At 68.9% G+C, this 24,722-nt stretch carries 25 protein-coding genes; 16 read left to right on the plus strand and 9 right to left on the minus strand.

Annotated features, from left to right (window positions below):
• Positions 1 to 129 precede the first annotated feature (129 nt).
• Positions 130 to 495 (plus strand): MmcQ/YjbR family DNA-binding protein, encoded by a 366-nt coding sequence (locus V6S85_RS00725; protein WP_334347645.1) that lies wholly within the window; start codon positions 130 to 132, stop codon positions 493 to 495.
• On the opposite strand, the gene V6S85_RS00730 is transcribed toward V6S85_RS00725, so the two are convergent.
• From V6S85_RS00730 to V6S85_RS00740, 3 genes are read right to left on the minus strand one after another with little or no spacing between them, the layout of a single operon-like run.
• Positions 492 to 809, minus strand: a complete 318-nt coding sequence (locus tag V6S85_RS00730; RefSeq protein ID WP_116568731.1) for a hypothetical protein — start codon at positions 807 to 809, stop codon at positions 492 to 494. The two genes, V6S85_RS00725 and V6S85_RS00730, sit on opposite strands and share 4 nt — an antisense overlap.
• 23 nt (positions 810 to 832) lie before the next feature.
• A complete protein-coding gene (locus V6S85_RS00735; RefSeq protein ID WP_334347646.1) occupies positions 833 to 1,174 on the minus strand; it encodes a HigA family addiction module antitoxin in 342 nt (113 codons plus the stop codon).
• 9 nt (positions 1,175 to 1,183) lie between these two features.
• On the minus strand, positions 1,184 to 1,447 hold the full coding sequence (locus V6S85_RS00740) for a hypothetical protein (protein WP_334347647.1): 264 nt from the start codon (positions 1,445 to 1,447) through the stop codon (positions 1,184 to 1,186).
• A gap of 511 nt (positions 1,448 to 1,958) precedes the next feature.
• Between V6S85_RS00740 and V6S85_RS00745 the strand changes: the two genes are divergently transcribed.
• The 4 genes from V6S85_RS00745 to V6S85_RS00760 all read left to right on the plus strand — a co-directional run bounded on the left by V6S85_RS00745 (position 1,959) and on the right by V6S85_RS00760 (position 6,767).
• Positions 1,959 to 2,231 carry a hypothetical protein gene (locus V6S85_RS00745; protein WP_334347648.1) on the plus strand — a complete coding sequence of 91 codons (273 nt, stop codon included), beginning with the start codon at positions 1,959 to 1,961 and terminating at the stop codon, positions 2,229 to 2,231.
• A gap of 279 nt (positions 2,232 to 2,510) precedes the next feature.
• A complete protein-coding gene (locus tag V6S85_RS00750) occupies positions 2,511 to 4,667 on the plus strand; it encodes a ParB/RepB/Spo0J family partition protein (protein WP_334347649.1) in 2,157 nt (718 codons plus the stop codon).
• A 755-nt stretch (positions 4,668 to 5,422) separates the two neighbouring features.
• Entirely contained in the window at positions 5,423 to 5,770 is a 348-nt protein-coding gene (locus V6S85_RS00755) for a DUF736 domain-containing protein (protein WP_334347650.1), read from the plus strand.
• Positions 5,771 to 5,840: 70 nt separating this feature from the next.
• Positions 5,841 to 6,767 carry an ArdC family protein gene (locus V6S85_RS00760; protein ID WP_334347651.1) on the plus strand — a complete coding sequence of 309 codons (927 nt, stop codon included), beginning with the start codon at positions 5,841 to 5,843 and terminating at the stop codon, positions 6,765 to 6,767.
• Positions 6,768 to 6,782: 15 nt separating this feature from the next.
• Here V6S85_RS00760 and V6S85_RS00765 read toward each other — a convergent pair whose 3' ends face one another.
• Positions 6,783 to 7,136 carry a hypothetical protein gene (locus V6S85_RS00765; protein ID WP_334347652.1) on the minus strand — a complete coding sequence of 118 codons (354 nt, stop codon included), beginning with the start codon at positions 7,134 to 7,136 and terminating at the stop codon, positions 6,783 to 6,785.
• 357 nt (positions 7,137 to 7,493) lie between these two features.
• Here V6S85_RS00765 and V6S85_RS00770 point away from each other — a divergent pair, with 357 nt between their 5' ends.
• Positions 7,494 to 7,832, plus strand: a complete 339-nt coding sequence (locus V6S85_RS00770) for a DUF736 domain-containing protein (protein ID WP_334347653.1) — start codon at positions 7,494 to 7,496, stop codon at positions 7,830 to 7,832.
• Between the two features lie 23 nt (positions 7,833 to 7,855).
• Here the strand turns inward: V6S85_RS00770 and V6S85_RS00775 are convergent, their stop codons facing one another.
• Positions 7,856 to 8,362: a helix-turn-helix domain-containing protein gene (locus V6S85_RS00775; RefSeq protein WP_334347654.1), complete on the minus strand. Its 507-nt coding sequence runs from the start codon at positions 8,360 to 8,362 to the stop codon at positions 7,856 to 7,858.
• Between the two features lie 316 nt (positions 8,363 to 8,678).
• On the opposite strand from V6S85_RS00775, the gene V6S85_RS00780 reads away from it, so the two are divergent.
• The 3 genes from V6S85_RS00780 to V6S85_RS00790 all read left to right on the plus strand — a co-directional run bounded on the left by V6S85_RS00780 (position 8,679) and on the right by V6S85_RS00790 (position 12,110).
• The gene (locus tag V6S85_RS00780) at positions 8,679 to 9,236 is read left to right on the plus strand and encodes a GntR family transcriptional regulator (RefSeq protein WP_334347655.1); all 558 of its coding nucleotides are present in this window, start codon (positions 8,679 to 8,681) and stop codon (positions 9,234 to 9,236) included.
• Between the two features lie 448 nt (positions 9,237 to 9,684).
• Positions 9,685 to 10,323, plus strand: coding sequence for a lasso peptide biosynthesis B2 protein (locus tag V6S85_RS00785; protein ID WP_334347656.1), 639 nt, complete (start codon positions 9,685 to 9,687; stop codon positions 10,321 to 10,323).
• A gap of 5 nt (positions 10,324 to 10,328) precedes the next feature.
• Complete coding sequence (locus V6S85_RS00790) at positions 10,329 to 12,110, plus strand: asparagine synthase-related protein (protein WP_334347657.1); 1,782 nt, start codon at positions 10,329 to 10,331, stop codon at positions 12,108 to 12,110.
• On the opposite strand, the gene V6S85_RS00795 is transcribed toward V6S85_RS00790, so the two are convergent.
• The 4 genes from V6S85_RS00795 to V6S85_RS00810 all read right to left on the minus strand — a co-directional run bounded on the left by V6S85_RS00795 (position 12,100) and on the right by V6S85_RS00810 (position 19,186).
• Positions 12,100 to 14,490 carry a S9 family peptidase gene (locus V6S85_RS00795; protein ID WP_334347658.1) on the minus strand — a complete coding sequence of 797 codons (2,391 nt, stop codon included), beginning with the start codon at positions 14,488 to 14,490 and terminating at the stop codon, positions 12,100 to 12,102. The genes V6S85_RS00790 and V6S85_RS00795 overlap by 11 nt on opposite strands.
• 37 nt (positions 14,491 to 14,527) lie before the next feature.
• Entirely contained in the window at positions 14,528 to 17,524 is a 2,997-nt protein-coding gene (locus V6S85_RS00800) for a TonB-dependent receptor (protein ID WP_334347659.1), read from the minus strand.
• A gap of 143 nt (positions 17,525 to 17,667) precedes the next feature.
• The gene (locus V6S85_RS00805; protein WP_334347660.1) at positions 17,668 to 18,669 is read right to left on the minus strand and encodes a FecR family protein; all 1,002 of its coding nucleotides are present in this window, start codon (positions 18,667 to 18,669) and stop codon (positions 17,668 to 17,670) included.
• A gap of 13 nt (positions 18,670 to 18,682) precedes the next feature.
• Entirely contained in the window at positions 18,683 to 19,186 is a 504-nt protein-coding gene (locus tag V6S85_RS00810; protein ID WP_334347661.1) for an RNA polymerase sigma factor, read from the minus strand.
• Positions 19,187 to 19,338: 152 nt separating this feature from the next.
• Between V6S85_RS00810 and V6S85_RS00815 the strand changes: the two genes are divergently transcribed.
• The 7 genes from V6S85_RS00815 to V6S85_RS00845 all read left to right on the plus strand — a co-directional run bounded on the left by V6S85_RS00815 (position 19,339) and on the right by V6S85_RS00845 (position 24,717).
• Positions 19,339 to 19,680 carry a helix-turn-helix domain-containing protein gene (locus V6S85_RS00815; RefSeq protein WP_334347662.1) on the plus strand — a complete coding sequence of 114 codons (342 nt, stop codon included), beginning with the start codon at positions 19,339 to 19,341 and terminating at the stop codon, positions 19,678 to 19,680.
• A gap of 166 nt (positions 19,681 to 19,846) precedes the next feature.
• Entirely contained in the window at positions 19,847 to 20,593 is a 747-nt protein-coding gene (locus V6S85_RS00820) for a DUF2285 domain-containing protein (RefSeq protein ID WP_334347663.1), read from the plus strand.
• A gap of 122 nt (positions 20,594 to 20,715) precedes the next feature.
• Entirely contained in the window at positions 20,716 to 21,003 is a 288-nt protein-coding gene (locus tag V6S85_RS00825; protein ID WP_334347664.1) for a helix-turn-helix transcriptional regulator, read from the plus strand.
• Positions 20,996 to 21,472, plus strand: coding sequence for a DUF2840 domain-containing protein (locus tag V6S85_RS00830; RefSeq protein WP_334347665.1), 477 nt, complete (start codon positions 20,996 to 20,998; stop codon positions 21,470 to 21,472). The genes V6S85_RS00825 and V6S85_RS00830 overlap by 8 nt, the downstream gene beginning before the upstream one ends.
• 89 nt (positions 21,473 to 21,561) lie before the next feature.
• Entirely contained in the window at positions 21,562 to 21,990 is a 429-nt protein-coding gene (locus tag V6S85_RS00835; protein WP_334347666.1) for a S26 family signal peptidase, read from the plus strand.
• A complete protein-coding gene (locus tag V6S85_RS00840; RefSeq protein ID WP_334347667.1) occupies positions 21,987 to 22,763 on the plus strand; it encodes a lytic transglycosylase domain-containing protein in 777 nt (258 codons plus the stop codon). The genes V6S85_RS00835 and V6S85_RS00840 overlap by 4 nt, the downstream gene beginning before the upstream one ends.
• Positions 22,764 to 22,998: 235 nt before the next feature.
• Positions 22,999 to 24,717: a relaxase/mobilization nuclease domain-containing protein gene (locus V6S85_RS00845; protein ID WP_334347668.1), complete on the plus strand. Its 1,719-nt coding sequence runs from the start codon at positions 22,999 to 23,001 to the stop codon at positions 24,715 to 24,717.
• Positions 24,718 to 24,722 lie beyond the last annotated feature (5 nt).

Consider the following 24,722-nt stretch of genomic DNA (forward strand, 5'->3'; position numbering starts at 1 on the left):
TAGACCGCTTCGTCGCTCCGGGAAATCGGCGGCTTAGAAGGCTGCGACCGCGACTGTCGTGCGGCGCGCGCACCTTTGCGTTGCAGGGCGACTCGCCCTTCCATGCGCCGCGACCAGGGGATGTTAACCATGACGCCGGACGAATTTTCCAGCTTGGCTTTGAGCCTCGCCCCCACGGTCGTCGCCCGGCCAATCCTGGACTCCATCCAATTTCGCATAGGATCCAAGGCCTTCGCGACCCTGGGCTGGCCGGATGCGCGCTGGGCGGTGGTGAAGCTGGACCCGCGTCGTCAAGACTGGGCGCTGGCGCTCAGCCCGGCCCTCTGCCCCGAACCCGGGCGTCGCCGCCGAGCCGGGATCGTCCTGGCGCGCCTGGCGGCCCTGGACCCCGACGTCGCCGCCCAATTGCTCGGCGCGGCCTGGAGCGACGCTCAGCGCACCAAGCGCGGCGGCTCGCGCGCGATCGAGGACGCCGCACCGCGCATCGCGGCCTAGTCCGCTCCGTTCTCGTTGGCCGGACGCAAGGCCCGCCTTACGTCGCGGATCTGCTCGATCAGGCTGATCGCCCGCTGTCCCACCCGTCCCCAGCTTGCGGCGGCCGTCGGGGTCAGGGCGGAGTCGCGCGCCTCGGCCATGTCCTCGGTCAGGCGGGCGATCGACAGGTCCAGGTCCATCGGGTCGCCCAACATCTCGCTGACATTGAGCAGACGCGCATAGAACAGGTGCGCGACGATCTCGGCCGCCAGGCCGCGATCCTGTTGCTCGGCCAGGAGCGTTTCGAGCCGCTCGACGCGTTCGGTCAGATCCATCGGCGCGCATCCATGCCTTGCGCCTAGGATCCGACCAGCTCGGCCAGGGAGACGTGAGGGCGCAAGTCACGCTTGAGCGGCGTCAACGCCGAAAGGTCGCCGCTAAGCTTGCGCCGCGCTCGGTCCAGGTCCACCGCCATCTGCAATTGAAGCCAGAACTCCGGGGACGTCCCCAGCACGGCCGACAAGCGCAAGGCCATCTCGGCCGTGACCGTGCGCTTGTCGTTGATCAGCTGGTTGACCGAGTAGCGCGAAACGCCCAGGGCGTCGGCGAGCTGGTCCTGGGTCACGCCCAACTCGTCGACGAGCTTCTCGCGAAGGACGTCGGCGGGCGTGGGCGGCTGGGGTTGGGTCTTAGGCGGCATGGGCCCTCGTCAGGTACGCAACAGACAAAGCGCGCTGGCCCCCAACCCTTCGGTCCAGGCGAAGACAATGACCCACTTGCCGTGGACCGGGATGGCAAAGCGTCCATCCTGTAGGTCCGCGACGCGGGAGAACATGTCGACGTCCGCCCAGGTGCGGGCGGCCAGCAGAAGACGCGCCCGCCGGTAGGCCAATTGGCAGACCTCGGCGGGCAGATCGGGGATAGTGCGCGCCTCGTGGATCTCCACGAGGCGGGGGTCGATGATCCGGTTCATGAGGAAGTCTCTCCGGGATGGACAGGGACCGCTCGGCGGTCGGACGGGACGAAGACGGTCCCGTGGGCGGAGAGACGCCCGTCTTGAGTTGGAACTTGAAGATGCGGTCGCGGACGCAGGAGCCCTCGCACCAGACCCTGACCACGTCGGCCGTAGCGCGATGGCGCGCCACGCCGGCCACTAGGTCGCCGAGCGCAACGGTAATGCGTTCCAGCGCGCGCGCGCCGTCGAACCCGTCGAGGAAATGCTCGCGGAGGATCTCGAGGATCAGGTCGCGCCGCTTGCGCGAGACGTAAAGGTCTGGACTGACCGCGCTGAGGCGATGTTGACCGTCGATGATCCAGGGCTGCTGAGCCGGCGCAGGCCTGAGGACCTTGAGGACGCGAGACCAGAAGTCGCCGCTGTCCACAACCGGAGCCGGCGCGTCATCCAGGCACGCTAGATGCAGGAGCTCGCTGGCGGCGAGGAAGCGGCCCCAGTCGGCGCGTTGGACCCAGTTGGAGCTCACCTGATGCAGGAGCTCGTCGCTCATGACCATCGACTTGGGCTGGAGATGTTCCAGCAGATCGAAGTCGATTTCCGCCCGTGGCCCGATCGACCGGCACTGGGCGAGCGAGCCTTGAAGCCAGTCTGTCAGGTCGCTGGCCAGGACCGGCTTGATATCAAGGTCGAGGTCGTGGAGCGCCCGACCCAGACGCCCGTCGGCGCACCCGTCCATGACCCAAAGGTTCATGGAGGACACCAGGTCGTCGAGCTGAAGGGCGTGGTTGGACAGCATGTGTAGTGTTGTAGTGCATAATACTACATCCCGCAAGGTTTCTGTTGAGGGTTTTCCGCCCGCTCGCCGCGGGCGCGTGCTTGGGGGCGCTGCCCCCTGGCGCACTTCGCATCGGTTTCCGCCCAGCTTCGCGGGCGCGAGCGCCTCGAGGTGAGGCGAGGGCGGCGACGGCTGCAGCCGGGTCCCCGCGAAACCGCCGCTCCGTTTGCACCCCCCGGTCTCGCCGACGGGCAGGGGCCAGGCGCAACCCGCGCCTGGCCCCAACCCTCAACGGGAGACCCTGTCATGTCCGCTTCCAGTCAAACCATCGCACAAGGGCCGCGCCACGGCGCGGCCAGCAAGAGCGGCTTCGTCCTCACCGAAACCGGCGCCGTCCGGTGCGGGGAGGAGCGCGTCTATCCGCTCAACAAGCTCAAGCGTTCGCCGGACAATGTCCGCAAAAGCGGCCACAGCCAGAGCGTGATCGAGGCGCGCGCCGCCTCGATCCTGGCCAAGGGCGTCATCTCCCCGCCCGTGGTCCGGCCCGAGCGGCGGGCCGACAATTCCGAGACCGGCTACGCCTTCGTCACCGCCGGGGAGAGCCGCCGTCTGGCCCTGCGCCTGCTGGCCAAGCGCAAGCTGATCCCGCGCGACGCCAAGGTCCGCTGTCTGGTCGACGAGGCCAACGACGCCGTCGAGGTCAGCCTCGCGGAGAACATCGCCCGCGAACCGCTCAGCCCCGCCGACGAGTTCGAGGCCTTCCACGATCTGGCCGAACGCCAGGGCTGGGGCGCCGAGGCCATCGCCGCGCGTCACGGCGTCACCGCCGCCGCCGTGCGCCAACGTCTGCGGCTGGCGGCGGTCGCGCCCGACCTGATCGGCCGCTATCGCGAGGGCGAACTAACCCTGGACCAGCTGATGGCCTTCGCCGTCAGCGAGGACCATGACCGCCAGCGGCAGGTCTTCGAGATCTACGCCCACGCCCATCCGTCCGCCATCCGCCGGGCCATGACCGAAAAGACCGTTCCGGCCCACGAACGCCGCGCGGTGTTCGTGGGGGTGGAGGCCTATCTCGCGGCGGGCGGGACGGTGATCCGCGATCTCTTCACCGAGGACCAGGGCGGCTACCTGTCCGACGTGGACCTGCTCGACAACCTCGTCGCCGCCAAGCTCGCCGACATGGTGAAGGACCTGCGCGATGCGGAGGGCTGGAAGTGGGGCGAGGCCCATCTGGACTATCCGCACGGTCATGGTCTGTCGCGGGTTTGGCCCAAGCCCGTCGAATTCAGCCCCGAACGATTGGCGCAGCGCGAGGCCCTGCGCGCCGAATACGAGACCCTGGGCGCGACCTGGGCGCAGATCTCCGACATCCCCGACGAGGTCGAGGCGCGGATGACGCAGATCGAGGGCGAGCTCGACCAGGACTTCGCCGAGGCCTACGCCCCTGACGATCTGGCCCGCGCCGGGGTCTGGGTGGTCCTGGGCTATGACGGCCAGACCCGCATCGAGCGCGGTCTGGTCCGCCGCGAGGACGAAGCCCCCGCGCCGCGCGATGACGACGACGCCGACGCATCGGACGGCGCCGAGGCCCTTTCGCGGGCGGGCGATGGCGACGGCGACGACGACGTCGAGACCGGGGCGGCGGCGGGCGGCGACGTGCCGATACCTGCCGAGGAGGCGGCGGGCGACGCCAACGCGCCCTTGTCGGCCAAGCTGACCGCCGAGCTGACCGCCCACCGCACGGCGGGGCTTCGGCTGGCCCTGTCCAACGCGCCGGACCTCGCCCTGGTCGCGCTCACCCACGTCCTGGTGCTCAAGACCTTCTACCACGCGGGCTGGGCCTCCTGCCTGGAGGTCAAGACCGCCAGCGCCTTCCTCCCGGAATATGGCGAGGGGGTGAAGGCCAGCCCCGCCTACGAGGCCTTCGAGCAGCGGTTTGGCCAGTGGGCCAAGCAGATGCCCGAGGCGCCGGAAGAGGCCTGGGCCTTCGTCGTCGGCCTGGACGCCGACAGCCGCGCCAGCCTCCTGGCCTATTGCGTGGCCCGCACGGTCAATGCGGTGCGGGTGTTCGATGGCCGAGCGGCGGCCCTGGCCCATGCCGACGCCCTGGCCAGCGCCAGCGACCTGGACATGACCGCCTTCTGGACCCCGACCGCCGAGCGTTACCTCGCCCGGGTCACCAAGGCCCATGTGCTGGCGGCGGTGGCCGACGGCGTCTCGTCCGACACGGCCCAACGCCTGTCCGGGCTGAAGAAGGCCGATCTGGTCACGGCGGCGGAGCCCGATCTGGTCGCGGCCCGCTGGCTCCCGGCGCTGCTGCGCACCCAGGGTCCCGCCCAGGCGGCGCAGCCGGAGCCGCAAGACGCGGACACGCAGGCGCTGGCCGACGACGCGGCCCTGGACGAGGCTTCCGCCCCTGGCGAGGTCGAACCGTCCGAGGCGGATCGGGTGGCGGCCGAATAGGACGGCGGGCCGGGGCGTCCTTCTGGGCGCTCCGGCCCTGGCGCCTTGGGGCGCGCGTCATGGCGTCCGGCTTGGCGATGAGGGGAAAGGGTCGCCCCGCCGCCTCAAGCGGCGGGGCGGTTTGAGCGAGGACTAGGGCCGCCGCGCCCGGCGCGGGCGCGGTTTCGGCCTCGCCTTGGCGGCGCGAGAGGTTCTAGACGCCGCCGACGCCGCCGCGAAGGCGAGACGCCGAGCGCTGACCAAGTCCGGAAAGCTGGGGGTCGTCCAGGGCGCCCGACAGGCGGTCCGGACCCATGGCCAGGTGATGGGCCAGGTCGCCCCATTCCCAGCGCCCTGGGCGAAGCCCCGATGGACCGGCTGATCCAGGCGGGGATAGGCGTCGAGGCCAGGAAGACCTCCTCGAGCCCGGCGCGCCTGAGGCGCGGCCCAAGCCTCGACAAACCCTCCGGCGCGCCGAGCTTGGGCGCCTCACGGGCCAGGGATCGTCCTTTTCGCGGATCGGGCGCGCGTCCCGCGCGGCCTCTGCTGGCGTGAACCGGACCGGGGCGTCGGCGGCGGTCAACCTTGTCGGCGGCTTTCTTCCCCGGCCGACCTTCGGTCTGGCCTTCCTCGCGAGGCAACAAAGCCGCCGCCGGCGGTCCTGCGCTCCCGCTTCGGGGCCGCTCAAGCGGCCTGCCCCCCGCCTTTCCGCCCGGTCTGCCGGTCGCCATCGAGGCCGCGATTGGCGCGGCCCGAAACGCGAAAGGACTACTCCCATGGCCCGCATCGGCTCCTTCGTCGCCACGCCGGACGGTTTCTCCGGCTCGATCCGCAGCCTCAAGCTCTCCGTGCCCAAGGTCGTCTTCAAGGCCATCGACGGCGATCCCGCCAAGGACCAGCCGGCCTATCGGGTCTTCGCCCAGGGCGCCGAGATCGGCGCGGCCTGGAAATACACCTCGGCCAAGGGCCTGGACTACCTGTCGGTCCGCCTGGACGACCCCAGCTTCCCGGCCCCGGTCAGCGCCCGGCTGTTCGCCTCCGAGGACGGCTTCGACCTGGTCTGGAACCGTCCGCGCCGCCAGGGCGAGCCCGAAGCCGCGCCCGAGCCGGACGAGGAGGCCTGAGCCCTCGTCCAACCGCCCCGCCGCCCTGGCGGCGGGGCGACCCTTTCCCCTCATCGCCAAGGAGGACGCCATGACGCGCGCCCCTAAGAGCCACAAGGCCCCTTCGCGCCAGAGCGGCGCGACCCGTCCCGACCTCTATTCGACCATCACCGATCAGATCCTCGCCGACCTCGAAAAGGGCGTCACGCCCTGGACCAGGCCCTGGAGCGTCGGCCACGCCGCCGGTCCGGTCTCGCGGCCCCTGCGCCACAGCTTCGAACCCTATAGCGGCGTCAACACCGTGGTCCTGTGGGCCACGGCCGTGGAGCGGGGCTACGCCGCCCCGATCTGGATGACCTTCCGTCAGGCCCTGGAACTGGGCGGCGCCGTGCGCAAGGGCGAGAAGGGGACGATGGTCGTCTACGCCAACCGCATCACGCGCGAGGAGGAGACCGACACGGACGAGGCCGCCCAGCGCTCGATCCCGTTCCTGAAGGCCTACACCGTCTTCAATGTCGAGCAGATCGACGGGCTGCCGCAGCGGTTCCTGGCGGCCCCGGCCATCCTTCCCGAGGACCAGCGCATCGCCCGCGCCGAAGCCTTCCTGGAGGCGGTGAAGGCGCACGTCGTCCATGGCGGCGACATGGCCTGCTACAACCTGGCCCTGGACCGTATCCAGCTGCCGCCGTTCGGGGCCTTCGCCAGCGCCCATGACTACTACGCCACGCGCGGCCACGAGACCGTGCACTGGACGCGTCACCCCTCGCGCCTGGATCGCGACTTCGGCCGCAAGGCGTTCGGCGACGAGGGCTACGCCCGCGAGGAGCTGGTGGCCGAGCTGGGAGCGGCGTTCCTGTGCGCGGACCTGGGCGTCGATCTTCGGCCGCGCCAGGACCATGCGGCCTATATCGGCCACTGGCTGAGCGTGCTGGCCGCCGACAAGCGGGCGATCTTCACCGCCGCCTCCCACGCCCAGAAGGCCGTCGACTACCTCAAGGGCCTGCAGCCGCCGGGCTGAGGCTCGCCAGGCCGCTCAGGCCGCGCGGTCGCCGACGTCGGGGTCGGCGACCGCCTCGTCCGGTTCGAAGAGCTCATAGCGGACCGGCGGGAAGACAGCGTCGGCGGCGATTTCGCCGGGCGCCTGCTGCGAACCGGCCAGATGCACCAGCACCTCGTTCATGCCGCGCGAGATGGCGTGGGCCCAGGCCGGATGGCCCGGCTCGGCGCGGCGGCTGATGTCCTGGGCCAGCTCCAGGCAGAAGATCGTGCGCCCGCCGTCGGCGTCGCGCCGGGCCAGGGCGAACAGGCCCGCGCCGCGCACGAACCGGCCGTCATGATGGTGCAGGGACATGAACCCCACCCCGTCGATCACCACGTCGCTCGTCATCGCCGCGCCTCCTCGTTATCACCGTGAACAAACATGGAACAAACTTCGCGGAGAGTCGAATCCGTCCGACGCCGAGGAGAGGCGGATTTTCCGATTCCTTCCCAGGGATTGTTTGCCTTTGACGCGTCTTACCGGTGGATTGAGCGGCCAAAAGCCTTTGGGCACAAGGGTTTGGCGCGGACCAGACAGTCGCCTCCACCGCCCGCCAGGGCGACGTGTCGGCCTTCCGCGCGACCGGCCGGCCGCCGCTCCCCCCGGCGGCCGGCGGGCGGCGGTCCGATCCTCCAGGCGTTCTCCCCCCGCGCCGATCGGGCCGCCGCCATCTTCTCATCCACGCCGGCGGGCTGGAGCACCACCATGTCAGTCCTGGGACATTTCCGCCGCGAGGGCGACGGCTTCGTCGGGCGCCTGGCCACCCTCAGCCTCGATACGGCTCTGCGCCTGGTCCCCACCGGCAAGACCGCCGGCAAGGGGCCGGATTTCCGCGCCCTGGTCGGGGACAACGAAGTCGGGGCCGCCTGGCGGGCGGCGGACGCCAGCGGCGCCCTGCTCAATCTCAAGCTCGACGATCCGGCCTGGCCCGAGCCGGTCAACGCCCGGCTGATGGCGGCCGAGGAGGGGGTCTTGCCGCTGACCTGGATCCGCCGGGCCGAGGACAGGCCCGCCGACAAGGGCGCGCCCGCGCCGCCGGACTAGAGCGCGCGACGGGGCAGGGCGCGTCAGCCGCCATCGTTGTCGTCATCGTCGTCGGGCGCTTCCTCGTAGCTCTGGGCGATGGCCCGCTCGATATAGTCCTCGGCGGCGGCGTCCTGCCGCTCGAACAGGCGGCGGATCTCCTCGCGGATCTGCCGGAACCCGGCCACCAGCAAGCTGGGCGGCACCCGGGACAAACGCGGCCCGACCTCTTCATGCAGATCGCGCATCAGGATGAAGAAGGTCGTGGCCATCTTGTTGTCCATCAGCAGCAGCGGCAGTTCGGGCCAGGCGTACTGCACGGCCAGATGGATGCTGTTGGCGTCGGCCCGCATGGCCTTGGCGAACAATCGCACCTTGTTGAAATCATAGCCGCGCCGCCCGGCCTCGAAGTCCTGATAGGTGCGCGGCGAGACGCCCATCGCCTTGGCGACCTGAGCGACCGTCAGATGGCGCTCCTTGCGAAGCAACTTGACGGTCTTGGAGAGCAGCCGCGCCTGACGCGCCATGGGCGTCTTGGGTTGGGCGGCCATGCGACGCTCCAATACTGTAATCAACCTTAAAGGTAGTAGAGATCCATTTGCCCCAAGCGGCAACCATTTCCGGTCGGATGTGACGGTAAGATGAAGCGCGAAAAACGCCGGCGAATGCCCGTGCGCAACAAACCGTCAGGGGACGCGCAGCGATTGGCCTAAACGTCGGCAACCATCGACGCTGCGGCGTCCAGATCCTTGCCGGTCGATTCGTCCGTCCACAGCCTTGTGCGGCGCCCTTCGGCCTTGAGGCGCGCCGAACATCGACGCGCCGGCCTAACCCAAAGGATGCTGCGCCTTCGCCAGGAGCGCCAGTTTGGGCCGAGACCGCGATCCGTTCGACAGAACCTTGGAATCCCTGCGACGTCGCTTGGTGGCGCACGGCCCGTTGCAAGGCGCGGCGCTGCCGGTCAAGAGCCTGGCGCTGGAACTTGGCGTCAGCCCCACGCCCGTGCGCGAAGCGCTGTCCAGGCTCGCCGGAGAAGGTTTGGTGGCTCGCACCGCCTCCGGATACGCCGGCGTCATCCATGATCGCCAGTCGCTCACCGAACTCTATCAACTGGCGTCCATTCTGGCGGAGGCCGCGATCCTCCACGGCGCGCCGCTGATCCCCTCGGTCGAGGCGACGCCGCTCACGACGCTCGCGGCCGTCTGCCCCAACCGGGCGATCGGATCGATCCTGCACCTCATCCAGGCGCGTCTTTCGGCCTTCGCGGACGCCGAGGCGATCATCATGCGTGACGCGACGATCCTGGCCGCCGCCCTGGAAACCGAAGCTTCCGCCCCAAGGCGGGTGCGCGCCGTGCGCCAATACTTCCGCCGACGCGCGCGAAGCGCGGGCGAAATCTACCGCCGCGCCGTCGCGCGCGACTAAGCGAATATAGATTTGAATATACAACCTTGGCGGAGCCTCATTGCTGGGCTGCATCTCGCGGCTGTCACAGCTCAAGGAGGTTCCCATGACCACGTTCCGACTGATCCGCTTCGGCTCGGCCAAGTCGCTCACCCTGGCCAACCAGCCCGACGGTCTGCCCGAAGGCGTCGATCCGACCGATCGCCGCGGCATCGGCGGCTAAGGCCCAACCGAGCCTCGCCGGCGTCTCCGGGCGCCGGCGATTTTCCGAAAACCCTCGCCTGGAGACACCGATGTCTCGACTGATCGTTCTTGGCCCGGCCAAGCACCTGACCCAGGCCCCGATGATGGGGCCTTATTTCGAGGGCGTCGATCCCAGCGATCGCTGGGCCTGAAGCCATCTTGGCGCGGCCGCGTCGGCCCTGGCATGGCACGGCCGCGCCTTCCCCTAGACCTCAAGGCTTATGGCATGCGCTTCTCGCTTGCGCCGGACGTCTACGCCGCGCGGGTCGTGGACGATCTGGTGTTCCTGACCATCGCCGCCGACACCTATTTCTGCCTTGTCGACGGCGCGCGTCATCTCACGCTGGGTCCCAACGGCGCGGTCGAGGCCCAGGCCGAGGCCGCACGGGATCTGATCGCGGCCGGCCTGATCGTCGAAGGTCCGACCAGCCCGCGGGCGCCGCTCCCTCCGCCCATCGCCGCCGAGCTGCCCATCGCCAGGGTCCGCCCCAGCCTCGTCTGTCTCGTGACCGCGGTCCGCGCCAACCTGCACGCCGCCAGAGCGGTGAAGGCGCTGTCGATGTCCCAGCTCGTCGCGCTGGCGGGGCCGAGGGCGCAGGCGCCGACCAAGCCGCCGGAGGCTCGGCTCATCGAAGCCTCCCAGCGGTTCCAGCAGCTTGCGCCCTGGTTGCCGCGCGAAGGCGTGTGCCTGATGCGCAGCCTTCAGCAAAAGCTCTTCCTGGCGACCCAGGGCCTGACGGTGAACTGGGTGTTTGGCGTGCGCACCTGGCCTTTCGAGGCCCATTGCTGGCTCCAGGCCGGCGACGTCGTCCTGGACGACACCGTCGAGCACGCCGGCGGCTTCACCCCTCTCTTCGCGGTCTGACGCCGGTGCGTGACTACCTGGTTATCGAGCAGGACGTCGGGAGCCACGAGGCCGGCTGGCGCGCCGCCGAGGCTCGCCTGCTGGCCGACGCCCGGTGGCGCAAGGTCGCCGAGCGGCGTGGGTTGTCCATCTTCCTTGAGACCGCAAGAGCGCCCAAGTATCGCCATCTGCCCAGCGTCGCCGGAGGCCTGATCGGGGACGTCTTCGACGCCCAGACCGCACACGAGGGCCGCGGCGAAGAGCTCGGTCTGCTGGGTTTTGGCGGCGACACCACCGATATCGCGTGGCGGCTGGTCGAGCGTGGCTTTGGCCGGTACGTCGCGATCCTGACCGACGCGCATGGCCCCGCGCGCGTGCTGCGCGACCCGCTCGGAGCGATGGAAGCCATTGGCTGGCGACGCGACGGCGTGCGGTTCATCGCCTCGCGGCTTCCCGAGGATTTGCCCTGGCTGTGGCCGCGCGAGCTTGCGATCGACTGGGAGGCCCTGGCGGCCATTCTGCGCCAGAAGAATCTGGCCAGCCATGTCTGTCCGCTCCAGGGCGTGACGAGCTACGAGCCGGGCGTGTTGTCAGGACCGGACGGCGCCGGCGTGCGCCTTTGGTCGCCGGATCGTTTCGCGGCTCGGCTCGAGCCTCACGCCGATCCCGCCCAATTGCGCTGTCGGCTGGACGGCGTGGTGGCGGCCTGGACGCAAGGGCGGGGCGGGATGTTCTGCGAGATTTCCGGGGGACTGGATTCGGCGATCGTCGCCTGCAGCCTGGCCCGGACCCGCGCGCCGCCGCTTTTTGCGATCCATCACGGCTTTCCCCAGGCCGAGGCCGACGAGCGGCGCCATGCCCAGGTGATCGCCGACCACATCAAGGTCCCCTTGGTGGTGGTCGAGCGCGATCACCTCTACCTGGCGCCGGAGAAGTTCGTCGCCGGGGCGGGCGGGCCGCGACCCAACTATGTCGGGGGCGACCCGGACTACGACGCCGACCTGGCCCGGCGCCTGGGCGAGCCCGGCGTCGAGGCGGTGTTCACCGGGCGCGGCGGCGACGCGGTGCTCTATCAGACGGCCCTGCCGGCTCTGGTCCGGGACGTCCTGCGCGGGCGCTCGGACCTGTCGCGAGCGCGCGGCCTGGAGATCCTGGCTCGCCGCAACCAGCTCACGGTCTGGACGGTGCTCAGCCGAGGCCTCGCCGCGCGCGATCTGCGCGCCGGCGCCGGTCTTCAATCCTTCCTGGCGGCCGACGTCGCCGCCGCCCCAGCCGCCTTGCACCCCTGGCTCGCGGCGGCCAAGGACCTGGATCCCGCCCGTCAGGTGCAGATCCTGGGCATGGTCAACGGGCTCAGCGCCTTTCGCGAAAGCGCCCGCCACCGCGTCGGCGACGTCATCGATCCCTGGATGAGCCAGCCGATTGTCGAGTTCTGCCTGGCCGTGTCGCCCGGCCGTCTGGCGGTCGACTGGCACGATCGTCCCTTCGCCCGCAGGGCCTTCGCCGACCGCTTGCCGCCTCAGGCGCTGGCGCGCCGGGGCAAGGGCAACCTGGCGACCTATTTCGCGCGCAGCGTCGCCGAAAGCCTGGATGTGTTGCGGCCCTTCCTGCTGGACGGCGGCCTGGCGCGAGCCGGACTCCTGGATCGCGAGCACCTGGCCGCGACCCTGTCCGCCGATCACCTGATCTGGAGCGGCGTGACCGCCGAGATCTTCATCCTCATCGCGATCGAGGCCTGGGTGCAGCGGTGGACCAAGCGGCTGGCCGATCGCGACCAAGGGGCGGACCCCGCCGCGGCTACGGGCTAGGCCTAGGCGCGCGCGGCCCAATGGTCTCGTCGAGCAGGCTGAGGATTCGCGCATATTGGTCACGCACATTGCCCGGTCCGTAGATGATGTGACCCTCTCCGCGATAGGTGACGAACACCGCGTCCTTTCGCAGCCGATAGAGGGCGGCGAACAGGGCCTGGGGCTGGTCGATGCTCTTGTCGAGGTCTCCTTGCAAGATCAGCATCGGCGCGGTGATCCGGTCCACGACGGTGGCGGGACTGTTGCGCAGATAGAGCGTCGGGTCCTTCCAGGGCGGCGCGCCCATCCTGGCCTGGCCGTTCTCCAACCAACCCGTCGAGGCGCCATAGGGCAGGCCGGCCTCGGGCAGGGTGGTGTTATAGGGGCCAAGCCGCCCATAGGCGTGCATCAGGTTCACCGTCGGCGCCCCGGCGACCACGGCCTTGAACCGCGTCGTCTGGGTGGCGGCGGCGACGACGGCGTAGGCGCCATAGCTGTGGCCCCAGGCCGCGATCCGGTCGCCGTCGACCAGGCCCAGGCGCGCGGCCGCATCGACCGGCGCAAGGATCTGGTCGGCCAGGCCGTCCATCGGTTCCTTCCCTGGGATGAAGGGCAGGGCCGGCACGAGGGCGGCGTAGCCGGCCCCCGCCAGGATCTGGGCGTTGGTCGACAGCGCATAACCGCCCGCCGACTGGTTGGCCGGCGGGGTCGTCGGGCTGGTTCCCGGATAGGGCAGCACGACGACGGGCGGCGGCCCGCCGCCCTGGGGCTTGGGCGGCAAATAGAGCCAGCTGGTCAGGGCCCGACCATCGGCGCCCTTGTGCTGGATGGCGATCGGCGCGGCGAAGTCCACGCTCTCGAAGTCGGGATTGACCGTGACCAGGACCCTGCGGGCCCCGTCCGCCGCCGACAGTCCGACCGTCTGCACGCCGTGGCCGTCCTTGGCGAGATCGACTGTAGTTGCGCCGGCCAGGGCGATGGGCTGGCGTCCGGCTGGTGGTGAAGCCGCATGCGGTCCGGGCCAGGGCAGGGCCGGGGCGGCGCCGGACAAGGCCAGATCCTTCAGCGCTGGAACCACCGTGGCGGCCCGAAAGCCTTCCGTCGTCGAGACCGGCGGCCGCAGGTCCGCCGCGGCGACCCCCCAGGGGCGCGCGCTCGCGCGGGTCACCCGCCACACCTGGCCAGCCGAAGCGACCGCCCAGGCCTTGGGCGAAACGCCCACCGCGCGCCCTTCGGCCGGCAGCGCCGCCGTCAGGTTCTTGGGACCCGCCGGGGTGATGCGCCAATAGTCGCCGCGATCGCTGCCTGGCCGCCGCGCATAGACGACCGGCGCGCCGTCAAGCCAGCCGCCAAGCGGCATGCCAGACTTGTCCCAGGTCTCGGCCAGAACGGGCGCCAAACCGGACAGATCGAGCGGGCCGCCGACGCCGCGACGATCAAAACGCCAGTAGCGGCCCGAGGCGAACGAGCCCTCGCTCTGGCGCGCGTAGATCAGGACGCCCCGGCCGTCGGACGACCAGCCGATGAAACGGGTCATCACATCGCAGGCTGGGCAGGGCAGGGTGGTTCGCCCGGTGTCCAGATCGACCATCGCCAGCCGCTTGCGCACCATCTCCGTGGCCGGATTGGTCGGCTCGTCGCCGGGCTGGAAGTCCTCGCCAGCCACGATCGCCGCCGCTGCGCGTCCGTCGGGAGAGACCTCCAAGTCGCTCACCTCGCCGACGACGAGGGTTTTCTGCTCGCCGCTGACGACATTGATCGAGACGAGACCGGCGACTGGAGCCTTGGGGCGCAGGTTGCGGTAACGCCCGCTGCCGACCACCGTGGCGGCATACTCGCCCCGAGCGCTCGCGGCCCATTGGCGGGTCAGGCGCTCTTGGATTTGAAAGCCGAAGCCGAAGATCGGGTCGGCCCACTCGGCCGGGCGCGCCGACACCAGCAGCCGATCATCGGACGCCCAGGCCACCGACGGTCCCCAGACCGCCATGCGCGGCGTCACCCCGAACCATCGCGCCCGACCGCTGTCGAGGTCGACCACGCCCAATTCGTAGGCGTGGCCGCTCACCCGGCCAAGCGCCAGATGACGCCCGCCGGGCGAGACGCCGAACGCGGTGTAGCCGTAGCCGGCGGGCAGCTCGAGCGCGCGCTCGGTTCCCCCGCCGGCCAGATCGAAGACCTGCACGCGGCCGAGGCTGAGCCGCGTGCTGTATTCCAGGTCAAACCTCGTCGCCGTCTCCCATCCGCGGTAGCGCTGGACCACCAGCCAGCGCTTGGTCGGGTCGAGACTGACGCCGCCCAGCTGCTCTTGGCGAAGATATCGATCCACGGTGTAGGGCTCGGCCGAAGCGGCCGAGGGCGCGATCAGCAGGCAGCCGACCGCCAGCGCCGCCAAGCGTCGCATGGGAACCTCCAAGTTATGCGGTGGGGCTAGGCCGGGCCTACCAGGCCTTGGTCAGCTGCAGGGTGACCATCCGGCCCAGCGGCTCGGCGTTGGTCGGGTCGTAGCCGATGGCCAGGGGATTGTCATAAAAGGGCGGCGCGGCGTCGAAGAGGTTTTGGACATTGAGCGTCCAGGACAGGCCATCGAGCTTGATCAGGCTCGACTTCGGCGTCCAGCGAAGCTGCAGGTCGACCGTGGTCCACGGATGCACGCGGCGGCTCGTCTCGTCGTAGAGGTCGCCGACATGGTTGACGGCGGCGGTCATCGCCGTTTCGCCGCGTGTCCAGGTCGCCGAAACGCGAGCGCGAAGATCGGCGGGGTAGTTGGTCTGGCCCGCCAGTTCCGTCGCCGTCGCGGTTGGGGTCACCTTGCGCGCGTACTTCGTCAGCCAGGAGAGACTGGCGTTCAGCGTGAAGGGATCGTCCGCCAGCGTCGTCTCGTAGGCGGCCGTGGCGTCCAGCCCCGCCACATCGAGGCTCCCGGTGTTGACGTTGCGCGCCTCGACGATCGCGCCATAGGTGTTGAGATCATAAAGGTCCGTGCCGCGGGCGTTGGGGTCGTTCACCAGCGCCAGGACCTTGGCGCGGTCGGCGGGATTGGTGGCCGGACTGACGAAGGTCCGAAACTGCGCGAACTCCGGCGAGGTCAGGGCCAGGGCCACGCTGGACAGGACCGGCGAGCCGATCCGCCCCTTGAACCTGGTCCGGTAGGCCGTCAGACCGAGCGTCAGCTCGGGGACCTTCGCTGGCGAGTAGGTGAGACCCGCCGACCAGGACGTGGCGGTTTCGGGGTCCAGCTCGGGATTGCCGCCTTGCAGGAGCAGCACCGGTGTCTGTCCGCCATTATAGGGCAGGATCGTCGGGCCGATCGAGAATGGCAGGCCAACCTCGACGAGCGAAGGCGCGCGGAACGAGGTCCCGTAGCTGGCCTTGAACGTCAGGTCTTCGACGGGCGCCCAGATCAAGCCGATCTTCGGATTGGCCGTGGACCCAACGTCGTCATAGTCCTCCACGCGCCCCGCGAGCGACAGCTCGAGCCGTCGCACGAACGGCACGGCGTTGGCCTCGCTGGTGATCGGCGCGTTGAGCTCGACATAGGCGCTGCGCACGTCGCGGCTGTACATCCGCCGAACCTTGGCGGTCGCCGCGTAGCCGCTCAGGAAGCTTGCCCCGCCCGAGCGCATCTCCTCGCGTCGCAACTGGCCGCCGAACGCCATCCTCAGCGGCCCGCCCGGCAGTGAGAACAGCGGGCCGTCGAAGGCCAGGTTCACGGATTTGGATTCGGTGCGCAGCTTGCCCAGGTCCCAGCCCGACAGCACGAAGTCCAGCACCGGAGCCGGGTTCGACCCCTGGCCGATATACGGATTGAAATAGCCGTCCCGCGCCGCGCTGAAACCGGAGAGCGGGCTGTCGGCCGACAGGCCCGCCGCCTCGTTGAGCTTGGTGGCGTTGGCCTGGCCATAGCTTCTGCTGATGGCGAGTTCCTGGGCGTAGGTGCCATAGAGGCTGGAGGTCCAACGCCAAGGCAGCTTGGCGTCGATCGTCAGGCTGGCGCCCAGGCTTTCGGCGGTGATCGGGCTTCGAACGCCGCCGCGTTCCTTGAGAAAGGAATAGGCGATCCGCTCGGACGCCTGGCCGGTCGGAGACACGTAGTAGGGATTGGCCCCCGTCACGACGAGATTGGCGACCGGGGCGCTGTTGAAGCTGACGAGATCGCGCTTGGAGGCGCGAAGGTCGCTCGACAGCGTCACTGGCCCGACATCCTGGGTGATCGAGACGACGGCGCTGTTTCGCTTGGACGCAGGCAAGAGGTCGTAGGCGGCGCGCTGGTTCTCGTAGTTGACCGTCCCAAACACGAAATCGCTGGGCTTCAGACCAACCCCGTTCTGCCCGGCCGGAACCGCGTAGGCGGCGACCAAGGCGCCGGCGGCGTTGGTGCGCAGGATGTTGGCCGGCATGCCGTAGGTCGCGCGGCGGCGATCCGTGCCGCCGAGCGGCCTGAGGTCGGCGTAGCCGGCGTAGGGGCGGTCGAGACCGCGCAGGCGATCGTTGCGGGTGTACTCGTAGGCGGCCAGGACACGACCCGTGGACCAGGTCCGGCCAAAGGCCTGGCTGAACAGATAGCGGCTGTAGCCGCCGCGGGTCGCGGTGGCGGCCGACGCGCGGGTCTCCGCGCCATGCAGGTCCGTGCGCAGTTTGATGTTGACCACGCCGCCGACGGCGTCGGCGCCATAGACGGCCGAAGCGCCGTCCAGAAGCACTTCGAGGCTTCCGATCGCGGCGTAGGGTACCGAGGAGACGTCGGTGAAATCACCATAGTAGCCCGCGCCCGACATCCGCTTGCCGTTGAACAGCACCAGGGTGGCGTCAGCCCCAAGGCCGCGCAGATCCACGCCCGTGCCGCGCGGGGTGTTGGCGGCGTTGGGATCGGCCCCGGTGGAGGCGGTGTCTTCGCTATAGGTCCCGCCAAAGGCTTGCGGCATCGCGGTGAGCGCCTCGGCGATGCTGGCGTAACCGGCGCGGTCCATGTCATCGCGGCCCAACACGACGACAGGCGAGGCGCTGTCCTTGACGCCACGGATGTGTGAACCCACGACGATCTCGGAGACCGTGACGGGTTCTTGCGAAGCGACGACGTCGCCGACCGTCGTCTCCTGAAGGCCCGCGCTCCCGCCGGAGCTCAGACCGACAGGCACGCGTTGAGCCCGCAGCACCATGACGCCCGGGCGCAGTTCTTCGACAATGATCGGCCGGCCGGACAGCAGGTGGTCGATGGCCTCGCGGGCGGTGTAACGGCCCTGCACGGCCGGCGCGCTCAGGCCCGCGACCAGTTCGGAGGGGAAGAAGATCTTGACGTCGGCCTGTGTCGCCAGGGCGACGAGCGAGGTCTGCAGCGGGCCGGCGGGCAGGTTGATCGTCACGACCGGCGCCTCGGCCTGGGCGGTCGATGGCGCGAAGGCCGTCGCCAGGACGATGGCGGATACGCTGCTCAGCAAGCCAAAATGCGCTCGATACATGTCTCAACTTCCCCCGCCGCCGCCGGCGCGCCTCGTTTGAGACGCTGTGATCCGTCGGTGGTTTGCGGGTGAGACGACCGGACAGTCGCCGAGGGACATGCCTTCTTGAAAAATTTATGACGTCAACCGGCGCGCGCCCCTTCCGGCTGCAGGGTGGTGCCGCCGCCCGGCCGCGGCGTGGCTTTCAGGCTGAAGGTGCGCGCCACGGCGTCGACGAAATCGGCATTGTCGCCGGCGGTGAAAACCCCGGTGACGCTCACGTCGCTCGGGGCGCCCGGCGCCAGGACGATCTTTTCGCGCGTGTAGCGATTGATTTCGGCGACGGCGGCCGACAGCGGGACGCCCTGAAACGTCACCTTGCCGTCCGTCCAACTGGTGGCGGACGTCACGTCCACCGAGGTCGGCTTGGCCGCCGGCGCGGTGCTGGGCGCCACGGCGATCGTCTGACCGGGACGGAGCGTCCAGCGCGCGGCGTGGACGTCGGGATCGGTGACTTCGACGCTGCCCTGGGCGAGCGTGACGCGCACTTCCTGGCCCATACGGCGCACTTCGAAGCGGGTGCCGAGGGCGCGCACCTTGGTGTCGCCGGCATAGACGACGAACGGGTGATCGGCGTCATGGGCGACGTCGAAGAAGGCCTGACCCCGCACCAGGAAAATCTTGCGTTCGCTCTTGTTGAAGGCGACCTTCACGGCGCTGTCGGTGTTCAGCTGGACGCGCGAGCCGTCATCGAGCCGCGCGCTGAACGTCTCGCCCACGCCCGTCGAATAGGTGGGGGCGCGGCTCCACACGACGCCGATGGCCACGACGCAACATGCAGCGACCATGGACCCGATGATGATCGGTCGTCGCGCTCGCGCGCGCTGGGCGTTGGCGCGTCGGCGATCGGCGCCGCGCGCCAGCGCCTCGGCGGCGGCCTGGTTGAGATCAGGATCCTCGCGCATGCGGGCCATCGATCCGGCGATGGCCTCGAGCCGCGCATAGGCTGCGTTGTTGCTCGGCTTCTTGTTCCACCGAGACCAAGCCTCGAGGTCTTCGGTCTCGATCGGCGGCTTTGACAGCCGCTCGTACCAGTCGGCCGCTTCGCGCGTCGCCCGCGAGCTTTGATTTCGCTCTTTGATCATCACGAGCGCCGCCCTAGTCCCGCATGCCCGCCGAAACCTTGATCCAGGCCTGCCGCATCCGATCCTTGACGGTGCGCTTCTTCACGCCGAGCTGCAGCGCAATCTCGTCGTAAAGCAGGCCATGGAAGTGGCTCAGCACGAAAACATCGCGCAACTCAGGCGGTAGCGCCAGCACGATCTGCTTGACCGCCAGATCGGACTCCTGAGTGGCCGCGGTCGATTGCTGGCTGAACGCCTCGCTGTACGCGGCGTGATCATCCTCGCGCTGGCGTCGACGCGCGCGGTCCCGGGCGAGGTTGTCGGCCACGCGCAGAAGATAGGACTTGTGGTGGCTGACCTTGCCCTCGGCGTCATGGGCGGCGGTCCGCAGATAGGCTTCATGCGCGAGGTCGTCGGCGATGTCGCCATAGCGCTTCTCCAGCACGCGACGAAACCAGGCGTCGTAACGCTGGAAGAGCGTTTCGACGGCCTGGGACAGGTCATGGCGCGGAGGCGCCGGCGTAAGGAAGCCGTCCATGGGACATCCACCGATGTTTGACCCACAGAATCCTATGGTTTTCCCACTTTTGAAAGGTGGAAAATGACAGAAACAATCTTCTGAAAAGCTGTCTAGGTGCTCCCGCCTCGCCGAACATCACCGTTGCAGAGTAGTGCGGCAATGTAGGGCAGATGACGAAGCTGGAGGAGCAGTTCGGCGCGATGGTTCGCCACCATCGCAAACGTGCTGGTCTCACACAGGCTCAGTTGGCCGAGCGTACCGACCGGCAACCAAACGCGATACAGAACATCGAGCAAGGTAAGGCGGGGCCAACCTTTGAGACGATCGTTCGGCTAGCACAGGCGCTCGAGGTCGATCCACGAGACTTCTTCGGAGTCGGTGATTTTGCCGCTCGCGATGGCCGCAATGATCCGCTTGTCGATATCGTCAACAAGCTCTCCTCGATGTCCGACGCCGAACTTAAGGCGGTCTTCTCGCTGCTGGAAGCAGCAGTCGTTTTCCGTAAGGTATAGTTGCGCCTTAGGCAGCAACCAGAATGCCGGTATCGCGCAGCATTTCAGCGTTCAGAGCTGGATCGTTGCGGCTTGATCGCCGAGTTGCTGCTGATGTCGCGCCGTTGCGCAGTCCATTCGTCGGCTTTGGCTATATCGCGCCGATGGCGTGTGCCGGCATACCCGCATGGCTGCGCCGCTCGCTCCGGAAGGATCGGATCGGACACCAGGCGGGGGCCTGGTCGGCGGCTGGCGCGCGCATCTCAAGCTCACCGCGCCCGCGATGTGTTGGGAGTTCCTGCGGCGTAATCCCGTCTATAGGACCGACTTCCTTCGCAATCTCAGAGACGGCGCGCCGATCGAGAAGCGATGGGGTCTGGCCGTTCCGGCTGATCCAGACCTGGGCGCCGATGACGGCCAGGTCGTCTGGCGTCAGGACGTCGCGCCGGGGCTCGTCGTGCCCGTCGAGCGCGCCACCTTCGGCAAGGCTCGATCCTTGCCTTCATCCCCGTCCGGCGTCGTGTCGGCGGAGGATGGGCGATACATTCGCCTGCCGAGCGGGTTGCAGGTGCTCTTGAACGGCGATGCGCCGGCCTCCGGGCCGCTTGTGGTGGTGCTGTCCTATGACGCCGATTTCCACTTGCGCGTCCGCGCCGTTGACGCCCTGCGCCGCGCTGCATTGACCGACGCTCCGCCGCCAACGCGGTTGAGCCGCGCCCAGCGAGAGCGGCTGGCGCGCTGCCTGTTCGCGCTCGATGCTTCCCTGAAGAACTGGAGCCATAGGCAGATCGCCAGCGACCTCTTCGGTGCGGAAGCGATCGATGGATCAAGCTTCGCGACCTCGACCGTGCGGGACGTCACCGCGAGGCTGGTCCGGCGGGGCAGGGCGCTGATGACTGGCGGCTATCTCAAGCTGCTGCGAGCTGGGTTCTAGCCGGGGCGAATTCAGGCCCCCGCCCGTCTTCGCCATCCTACGCCCCCTCCGCCCCAGGCGAGGATTTCCCGGAGCTGTCGTCCGATCTCGGAACTTTCCCGGCGGCTTCCAGGGATTTCGTCATGTCGAAAGTCGACGAGCCGTCGGCCGAACGCCTGTTGCTGGCGCCGGAAGCGGCAAAACATTTGCGCATCTCGGCCGCGACCTTGGCCAAGCACCGCTGCTACGGCACCGGACCGATCTACCGCAAGAACGGCGGCCGTGTCGTCTATGCCCTGAGCGACCTGGACGCCTGGTCGCGACGCGGCGCGCGGCGCTCCACCAGTGATCGCGAAGCCAACGCCCTCTCGCCCGCCCAATCACATGCCGCCATTGCGCCGGCCTATCTCCAGAGACGTGACGATGTCTGAGCCGGCTTCGGACCTGACCCGCGTCGAGCTGGTCCATCTAAGCGACCGGATCGAACGCTGGATACGCTTTGGCCGCGTTGCGGCTGAGCAGGTTCACGATCGCCGACGCCGCACTTTGATGTTCGCGCCGGGTTCGGTCTTCGCGTTCATCCGCTGGCGCGCCGAGGCGTTCGGAACGGTCGACTCCCGGATCGCAATCCTGCGCGCCGTGCGCCCGGGACAAGCCTTCACCACCTATCCCGAGGTCGCCCCTGGCGCCGAGATCCTGCTCGATCTCCGCGGCTGGACGAAGGTCAGGGCCGTGCTCGAGGCGATCGATGGCGTCGAGCGCGTCGGGGTGTGCGGGGAAGACGCCGCACCCGACTATTGGCGACACGTCGGCGCAAGGATCGGCGTGGGCCTCGAGGCTCGGCGCTACGATCGCGCCCGCCATCGCGCCTATCTCCTGCGCAAGGCGTTGCTGCCATGAGGGGGGGCGCTCGCTGGGCGATTGGCGCATTTGCTTGCCTCAGCTGCGTCCTGGTCATTGCGGGTGATCGCGCCCGCCATGCGCCGCGCTTGCTTCTGAACACCACCGCCAGCGCGCCGCTCGGCTTCTACGCGGTCACGCCGGGACGCTCCAAACCTGGACAGCTGGCGGTCGCATCGCCGCCGCCTGAGCTCGCGCGGTGGATGGCTGGGAGGGGCTATCTGCCGGCCAACGTTCCGTTGCTCAAGGAAGTCGCGGCGGTCGGCGGGCAGCGGGTTTGCGGTTTGAACGGTGCGATCTTCATCGACGGCGTCGTCGTGGCCCAGGCGCGCCATCATGACCGTTGGGGGCGCAGGCTGGTCGTCTTCGACGGGTGCCGCCGCCTCGATCCAGGCGAGGTCTTCCTCCTCAATCGCGCCGCGCCGCTGAGTCTGGACAGCCGTTACTTCGGTCCGGTCGCCGCCGATCGGGTGGTCGGTTCAGCCGCGCCGCTCTGGACGTGGGGACCGAGCCTATGAGCGTCACCCGTCTCCTTTCCTGGTTCGGTCGAAAGGGCGGTCCTTTCCTCGTCCCGGTCGAAAAATGGTCAGCGATCGTGCGCGGCGGCGGTCAAGGGCGGCCGCCAGGCCGGCGCGTTCCGCGCCTTGCCCTTGAGGGCCGCGAGCACGGTCGCACGCTTGCGGCCACCGAGACGAACGCCTTGCGCGTGAGGCCCTGGCGCATTCGCCTGTTGCTGCTGTCGCTCTTGGCGTCCGCGGCGATCGCAGCCTCGCCCGCCGCCGCGGAGCCGTCGCCAGCGCCGACCGAGCATCCGAACCTCTCCGCCAGCGTGACGGAAGCGGCGCTTCGCTTCGGCATCGAGGAGGGCTGGATCTATGCCGTGATGCGCCAGGAAAGCGGCGGCGATCCCAAGGCGGTTTCAGCGAAGGGCGCCATGGGATTGATGCAGCTCATGCCGGCGACGTGGAACGCTTTGAGCGCCGAACTGGGTCTCGGCGCGGACCCATTCGAACCCAGGGCCAACATCCTCGCCGGCGCGGCCTATCTGCGCCGGATGCATGATCGCTTTGGCGCGCCAGGCTTCTTGGCCGCCTATAACGCAGGGCCTGAGCGGTATGCGCGATACCTTTCTGGCCGTCAGGGATTGCCGGCGGAGACGCACGCCTATGTCCGTCAGGTCACAGCGGCCTTGCGCGTTCCTACGGTCCCCCGAGCGCCCCTACCAGACTGGCGCCATGCCCCTCTGTTCGTCCTGGCCGGCGACGCAGTCCTGTCGGGCGGGCGCCCGTGAAGCCGGGTCCTGTCCAGGGGATAAGGAATGCATTGAGGAGCTGGGGGAGGGCGGTCGTCTTCGGGAATCTGCACCATCGCCTAAGGCAAGATGAAAGGACCGGGACCCTTTCGGGCCAGGTCTTTGATGGTGCTGGTGATTTTCCAGGACCCTCTGGATCGGCGGGGTCCTGGCCCAACGTCGCTCCTGCGCGATTTCAATCTCTTAGCCAGGACCCTCGCGTGGGGAGGGCGCGATGAGACGCGAAAACCAGTTCGAGCCCCGGGTCGGTCGTATTCGCGACCAGTCGCCTGACCAAGGTTATCGCGGCCATATCGCCGAAGTCCTGGGCGCGGGACGGAGGGCCGGCCTCGGCGCGTTTGACATGGGGCCGCGCAAGGGCGGTCGCTCGCCGGGACGAGGACGGGTTGTCCTGAAATCCAACCGGTCGTCCGCCCGCCGGGTCGTCGTCAAATCCTACATCGTTCGCCATCAGGGCGCGCGCTACCGGGCCGCGCCGTTGAAGATGCACCTGAGCTATCTGCGCCGGGGCGGCGTCACCCGTGATGGCGAGACGCCGAAGATGTTCGGGCCAGACGGCGAGGTCGACCATGGGGGCTTCGCGTCCCGCTGCGAGGAAGACCGCCACCACTTCCGCTTCGTGATCTCGCCAGAGGACGCGGCGGAGCTGTCGGACCTGCGCGAAACCACGCGCGATCTGATGCGCACGATGGAGCGGGACCTAGGGACGAAGCTCGATTGGACGGCGATCGACCACTGGAACACCGATAACCCCCACGTCCACGTGCTGGTCCGCGGCGTCGCCCAGGACGGTTCGGACCTAGTGATCGACAAGGACTATCTGTTCAGCGGATTGCGCGAGCGCGCCCGGGAGCTGATTTCCCTGGAGCTGGGACCTCGCAGCCAGCGGGAGATCGAGGCGAGTCTGGATCGCGAGGTGGAAGCCCAGCGCTGGACGAGTTTGGATCGCCAGCTCAAGGCCCGGGCGGTCGAAGGGGAGGGGGTCCTCGACCTTCGGCCCAGCCGGTCTGGGGTTGATCGTCTCCAGCGCCTGATAGGCCGTGTCCAGGTTTTGCAACGCTTGGGCCTGGCCGAGGCCGAAGGCGAAGGTCGCTGGCGGCTGGCCAATGATCTCGAGCCCAGGCTCAAAGGCTTGGCCGAGCGGGGCGACATCATCAAGACGCTGCATCGCGCCATGGCGCCAGGTCGCGATCCTGGCGCCATCACCATCGAGAGTGAAAGCCTGGCCACGAGCGTGGTGGGCCGGTTGGTCGAACGGGGTCTCCACGACGAACTGAACGGCGCAGCCTACGTCATCATCGACGGGGTAGACGGCCGCCTTCATCACATCCGATGCCGTGATCTGGGCGAGACTAGCGACACGCCCCGTGGCGGTGTCGTCGAGGCCCGGATGCGAGAGATCGTAGGCCATTCGCCAGCGATCCAATTGGTCCATCGCGCCGACCAGACCATCGACGCGCAGGTGACCGCCGACGGCGCGACCTGGCTCGATCGACAGCTGGTGACGCGCGAGCCGCAGCCGTTGTCGTCGGCCGGGTTCGGCGGCGAGGTTCGGGAGGCCCTGGCCAAGCGCCTGGCTCATCTCCGAGGCCAAGGCTTGGCCCACGATCGTGGCGGCCGGATCGAGCCGGTTCGAAATCTAATCGCGACCCTGAAGACCCGCGAGTTGGACCGGGTCGTCGATCGGCTCAAGGCCCAGACGAGTAGCGACTATCGGCCTGGCGGGGAGGGCGACAACATCAGCGGCGTCTACAGCCGGCGGCTGGACCTGGTGTCGGGGCGGTTCGCGATGATCGAGGACGGGCTGGGGTTCCAGCTGGTGCCCTGGACGCGGGCGCTGGATCCGCGCCAGGGCCTAACCGTGGAGGGGACTTTGAACCGGAACGGCGGCGTCGACTGGGCGCTCGGCCGCAAGCGCGGGCTCGGACTTTGAGGAGC

It is taken from the genome of Caulobacter sp. CCNWLW153, assembly GCF_036889365.1.
Lineage (GTDB): Bacteria > Pseudomonadota > Alphaproteobacteria > Caulobacterales > Caulobacteraceae > Caulobacter > Caulobacter radicis.

Excerpts from the sequence above, each read along its gene's own strand:
- V6S85_RS00725 (WP_334347645.1), top strand. The coding sequence starts at position 130 with ATGACGCCGGACGAATTTTCCAGCTTGGCTTTGAGCCTCGCCCCCACG.
- V6S85_RS00730 (WP_116568731.1), bottom strand. The coding sequence starts at position 809 with ATGGATCTGACCGAACGCGTCGAGCGGCTCGAAACGCTCCTGGCCGAG.
- V6S85_RS00735 (WP_334347646.1), bottom strand. The coding sequence starts at position 1,174 with ATGCCGCCTAAGACCCAACCCCAGCCGCCCACGCCCGCCGACGTCCTT.
- V6S85_RS00740 (WP_334347647.1), bottom strand. The coding sequence starts at position 1,447 with ATGAACCGGATCATCGACCCCCGCCTCGTGGAGATCCACGAGGCGCGC.
- V6S85_RS00745 (WP_334347648.1), top strand. The coding sequence starts at position 1,959 with ATGCAGGAGCTCGTCGCTCATGACCATCGACTTGGGCTGGAGATGTTC.
- V6S85_RS00750 (WP_334347649.1), top strand. The coding sequence starts at position 2,511 with ATGTCCGCTTCCAGTCAAACCATCGCACAAGGGCCGCGCCACGGCGCG.
- V6S85_RS00755 (WP_334347650.1), top strand. The coding sequence starts at position 5,423 with ATGGCCCGCATCGGCTCCTTCGTCGCCACGCCGGACGGTTTCTCCGGC.
- V6S85_RS00760 (WP_334347651.1), top strand. The coding sequence starts at position 5,841 with ATGACGCGCGCCCCTAAGAGCCACAAGGCCCCTTCGCGCCAGAGCGGC.
- V6S85_RS00765 (WP_334347652.1), bottom strand. The coding sequence starts at position 7,136 with ATGACGAGCGACGTGGTGATCGACGGGGTGGGGTTCATGTCCCTGCAC.
- V6S85_RS00770 (WP_334347653.1), top strand. The coding sequence starts at position 7,494 with ATGTCAGTCCTGGGACATTTCCGCCGCGAGGGCGACGGCTTCGTCGGG.
- V6S85_RS00775 (WP_334347654.1), bottom strand. The coding sequence starts at position 8,362 with ATGGCCGCCCAACCCAAGACGCCCATGGCGCGTCAGGCGCGGCTGCTC.
- V6S85_RS00785 (WP_334347656.1), top strand. The coding sequence starts at position 9,685 with ATGCGCTTCTCGCTTGCGCCGGACGTCTACGCCGCGCGGGTCGTGGAC.
- V6S85_RS00795 (WP_334347658.1), bottom strand. The coding sequence starts at position 14,490 with ATGCGACGCTTGGCGGCGCTGGCGGTCGGCTGCCTGCTGATCGCGCCC.
- V6S85_RS00805 (WP_334347660.1), bottom strand. The coding sequence starts at position 18,669 with ATGATCAAAGAGCGAAATCAAAGCTCGCGGGCGACGCGCGAAGCGGCC.
- V6S85_RS00810 (WP_334347661.1), bottom strand. The coding sequence starts at position 19,186 with ATGGACGGCTTCCTTACGCCGGCGCCTCCGCGCCATGACCTGTCCCAG.
- V6S85_RS00815 (WP_334347662.1), top strand. The coding sequence starts at position 19,339 with ATGACGAAGCTGGAGGAGCAGTTCGGCGCGATGGTTCGCCACCATCGC.
- V6S85_RS00820 (WP_334347663.1), top strand. The coding sequence starts at position 19,847 with ATGGCTGCGCCGCTCGCTCCGGAAGGATCGGATCGGACACCAGGCGGG.
- V6S85_RS00825 (WP_334347664.1), top strand. The coding sequence starts at position 20,716 with ATGTCGAAAGTCGACGAGCCGTCGGCCGAACGCCTGTTGCTGGCGCCG.
- V6S85_RS00830 (WP_334347665.1), top strand. The coding sequence starts at position 20,996 with ATGTCTGAGCCGGCTTCGGACCTGACCCGCGTCGAGCTGGTCCATCTA.
- V6S85_RS00840 (WP_334347667.1), top strand. The coding sequence starts at position 21,987 with ATGAGCGTCACCCGTCTCCTTTCCTGGTTCGGTCGAAAGGGCGGTCCT.
- V6S85_RS00845 (WP_334347668.1), top strand. The coding sequence starts at position 22,999 with ATGAGACGCGAAAACCAGTTCGAGCCCCGGGTCGGTCGTATTCGCGAC.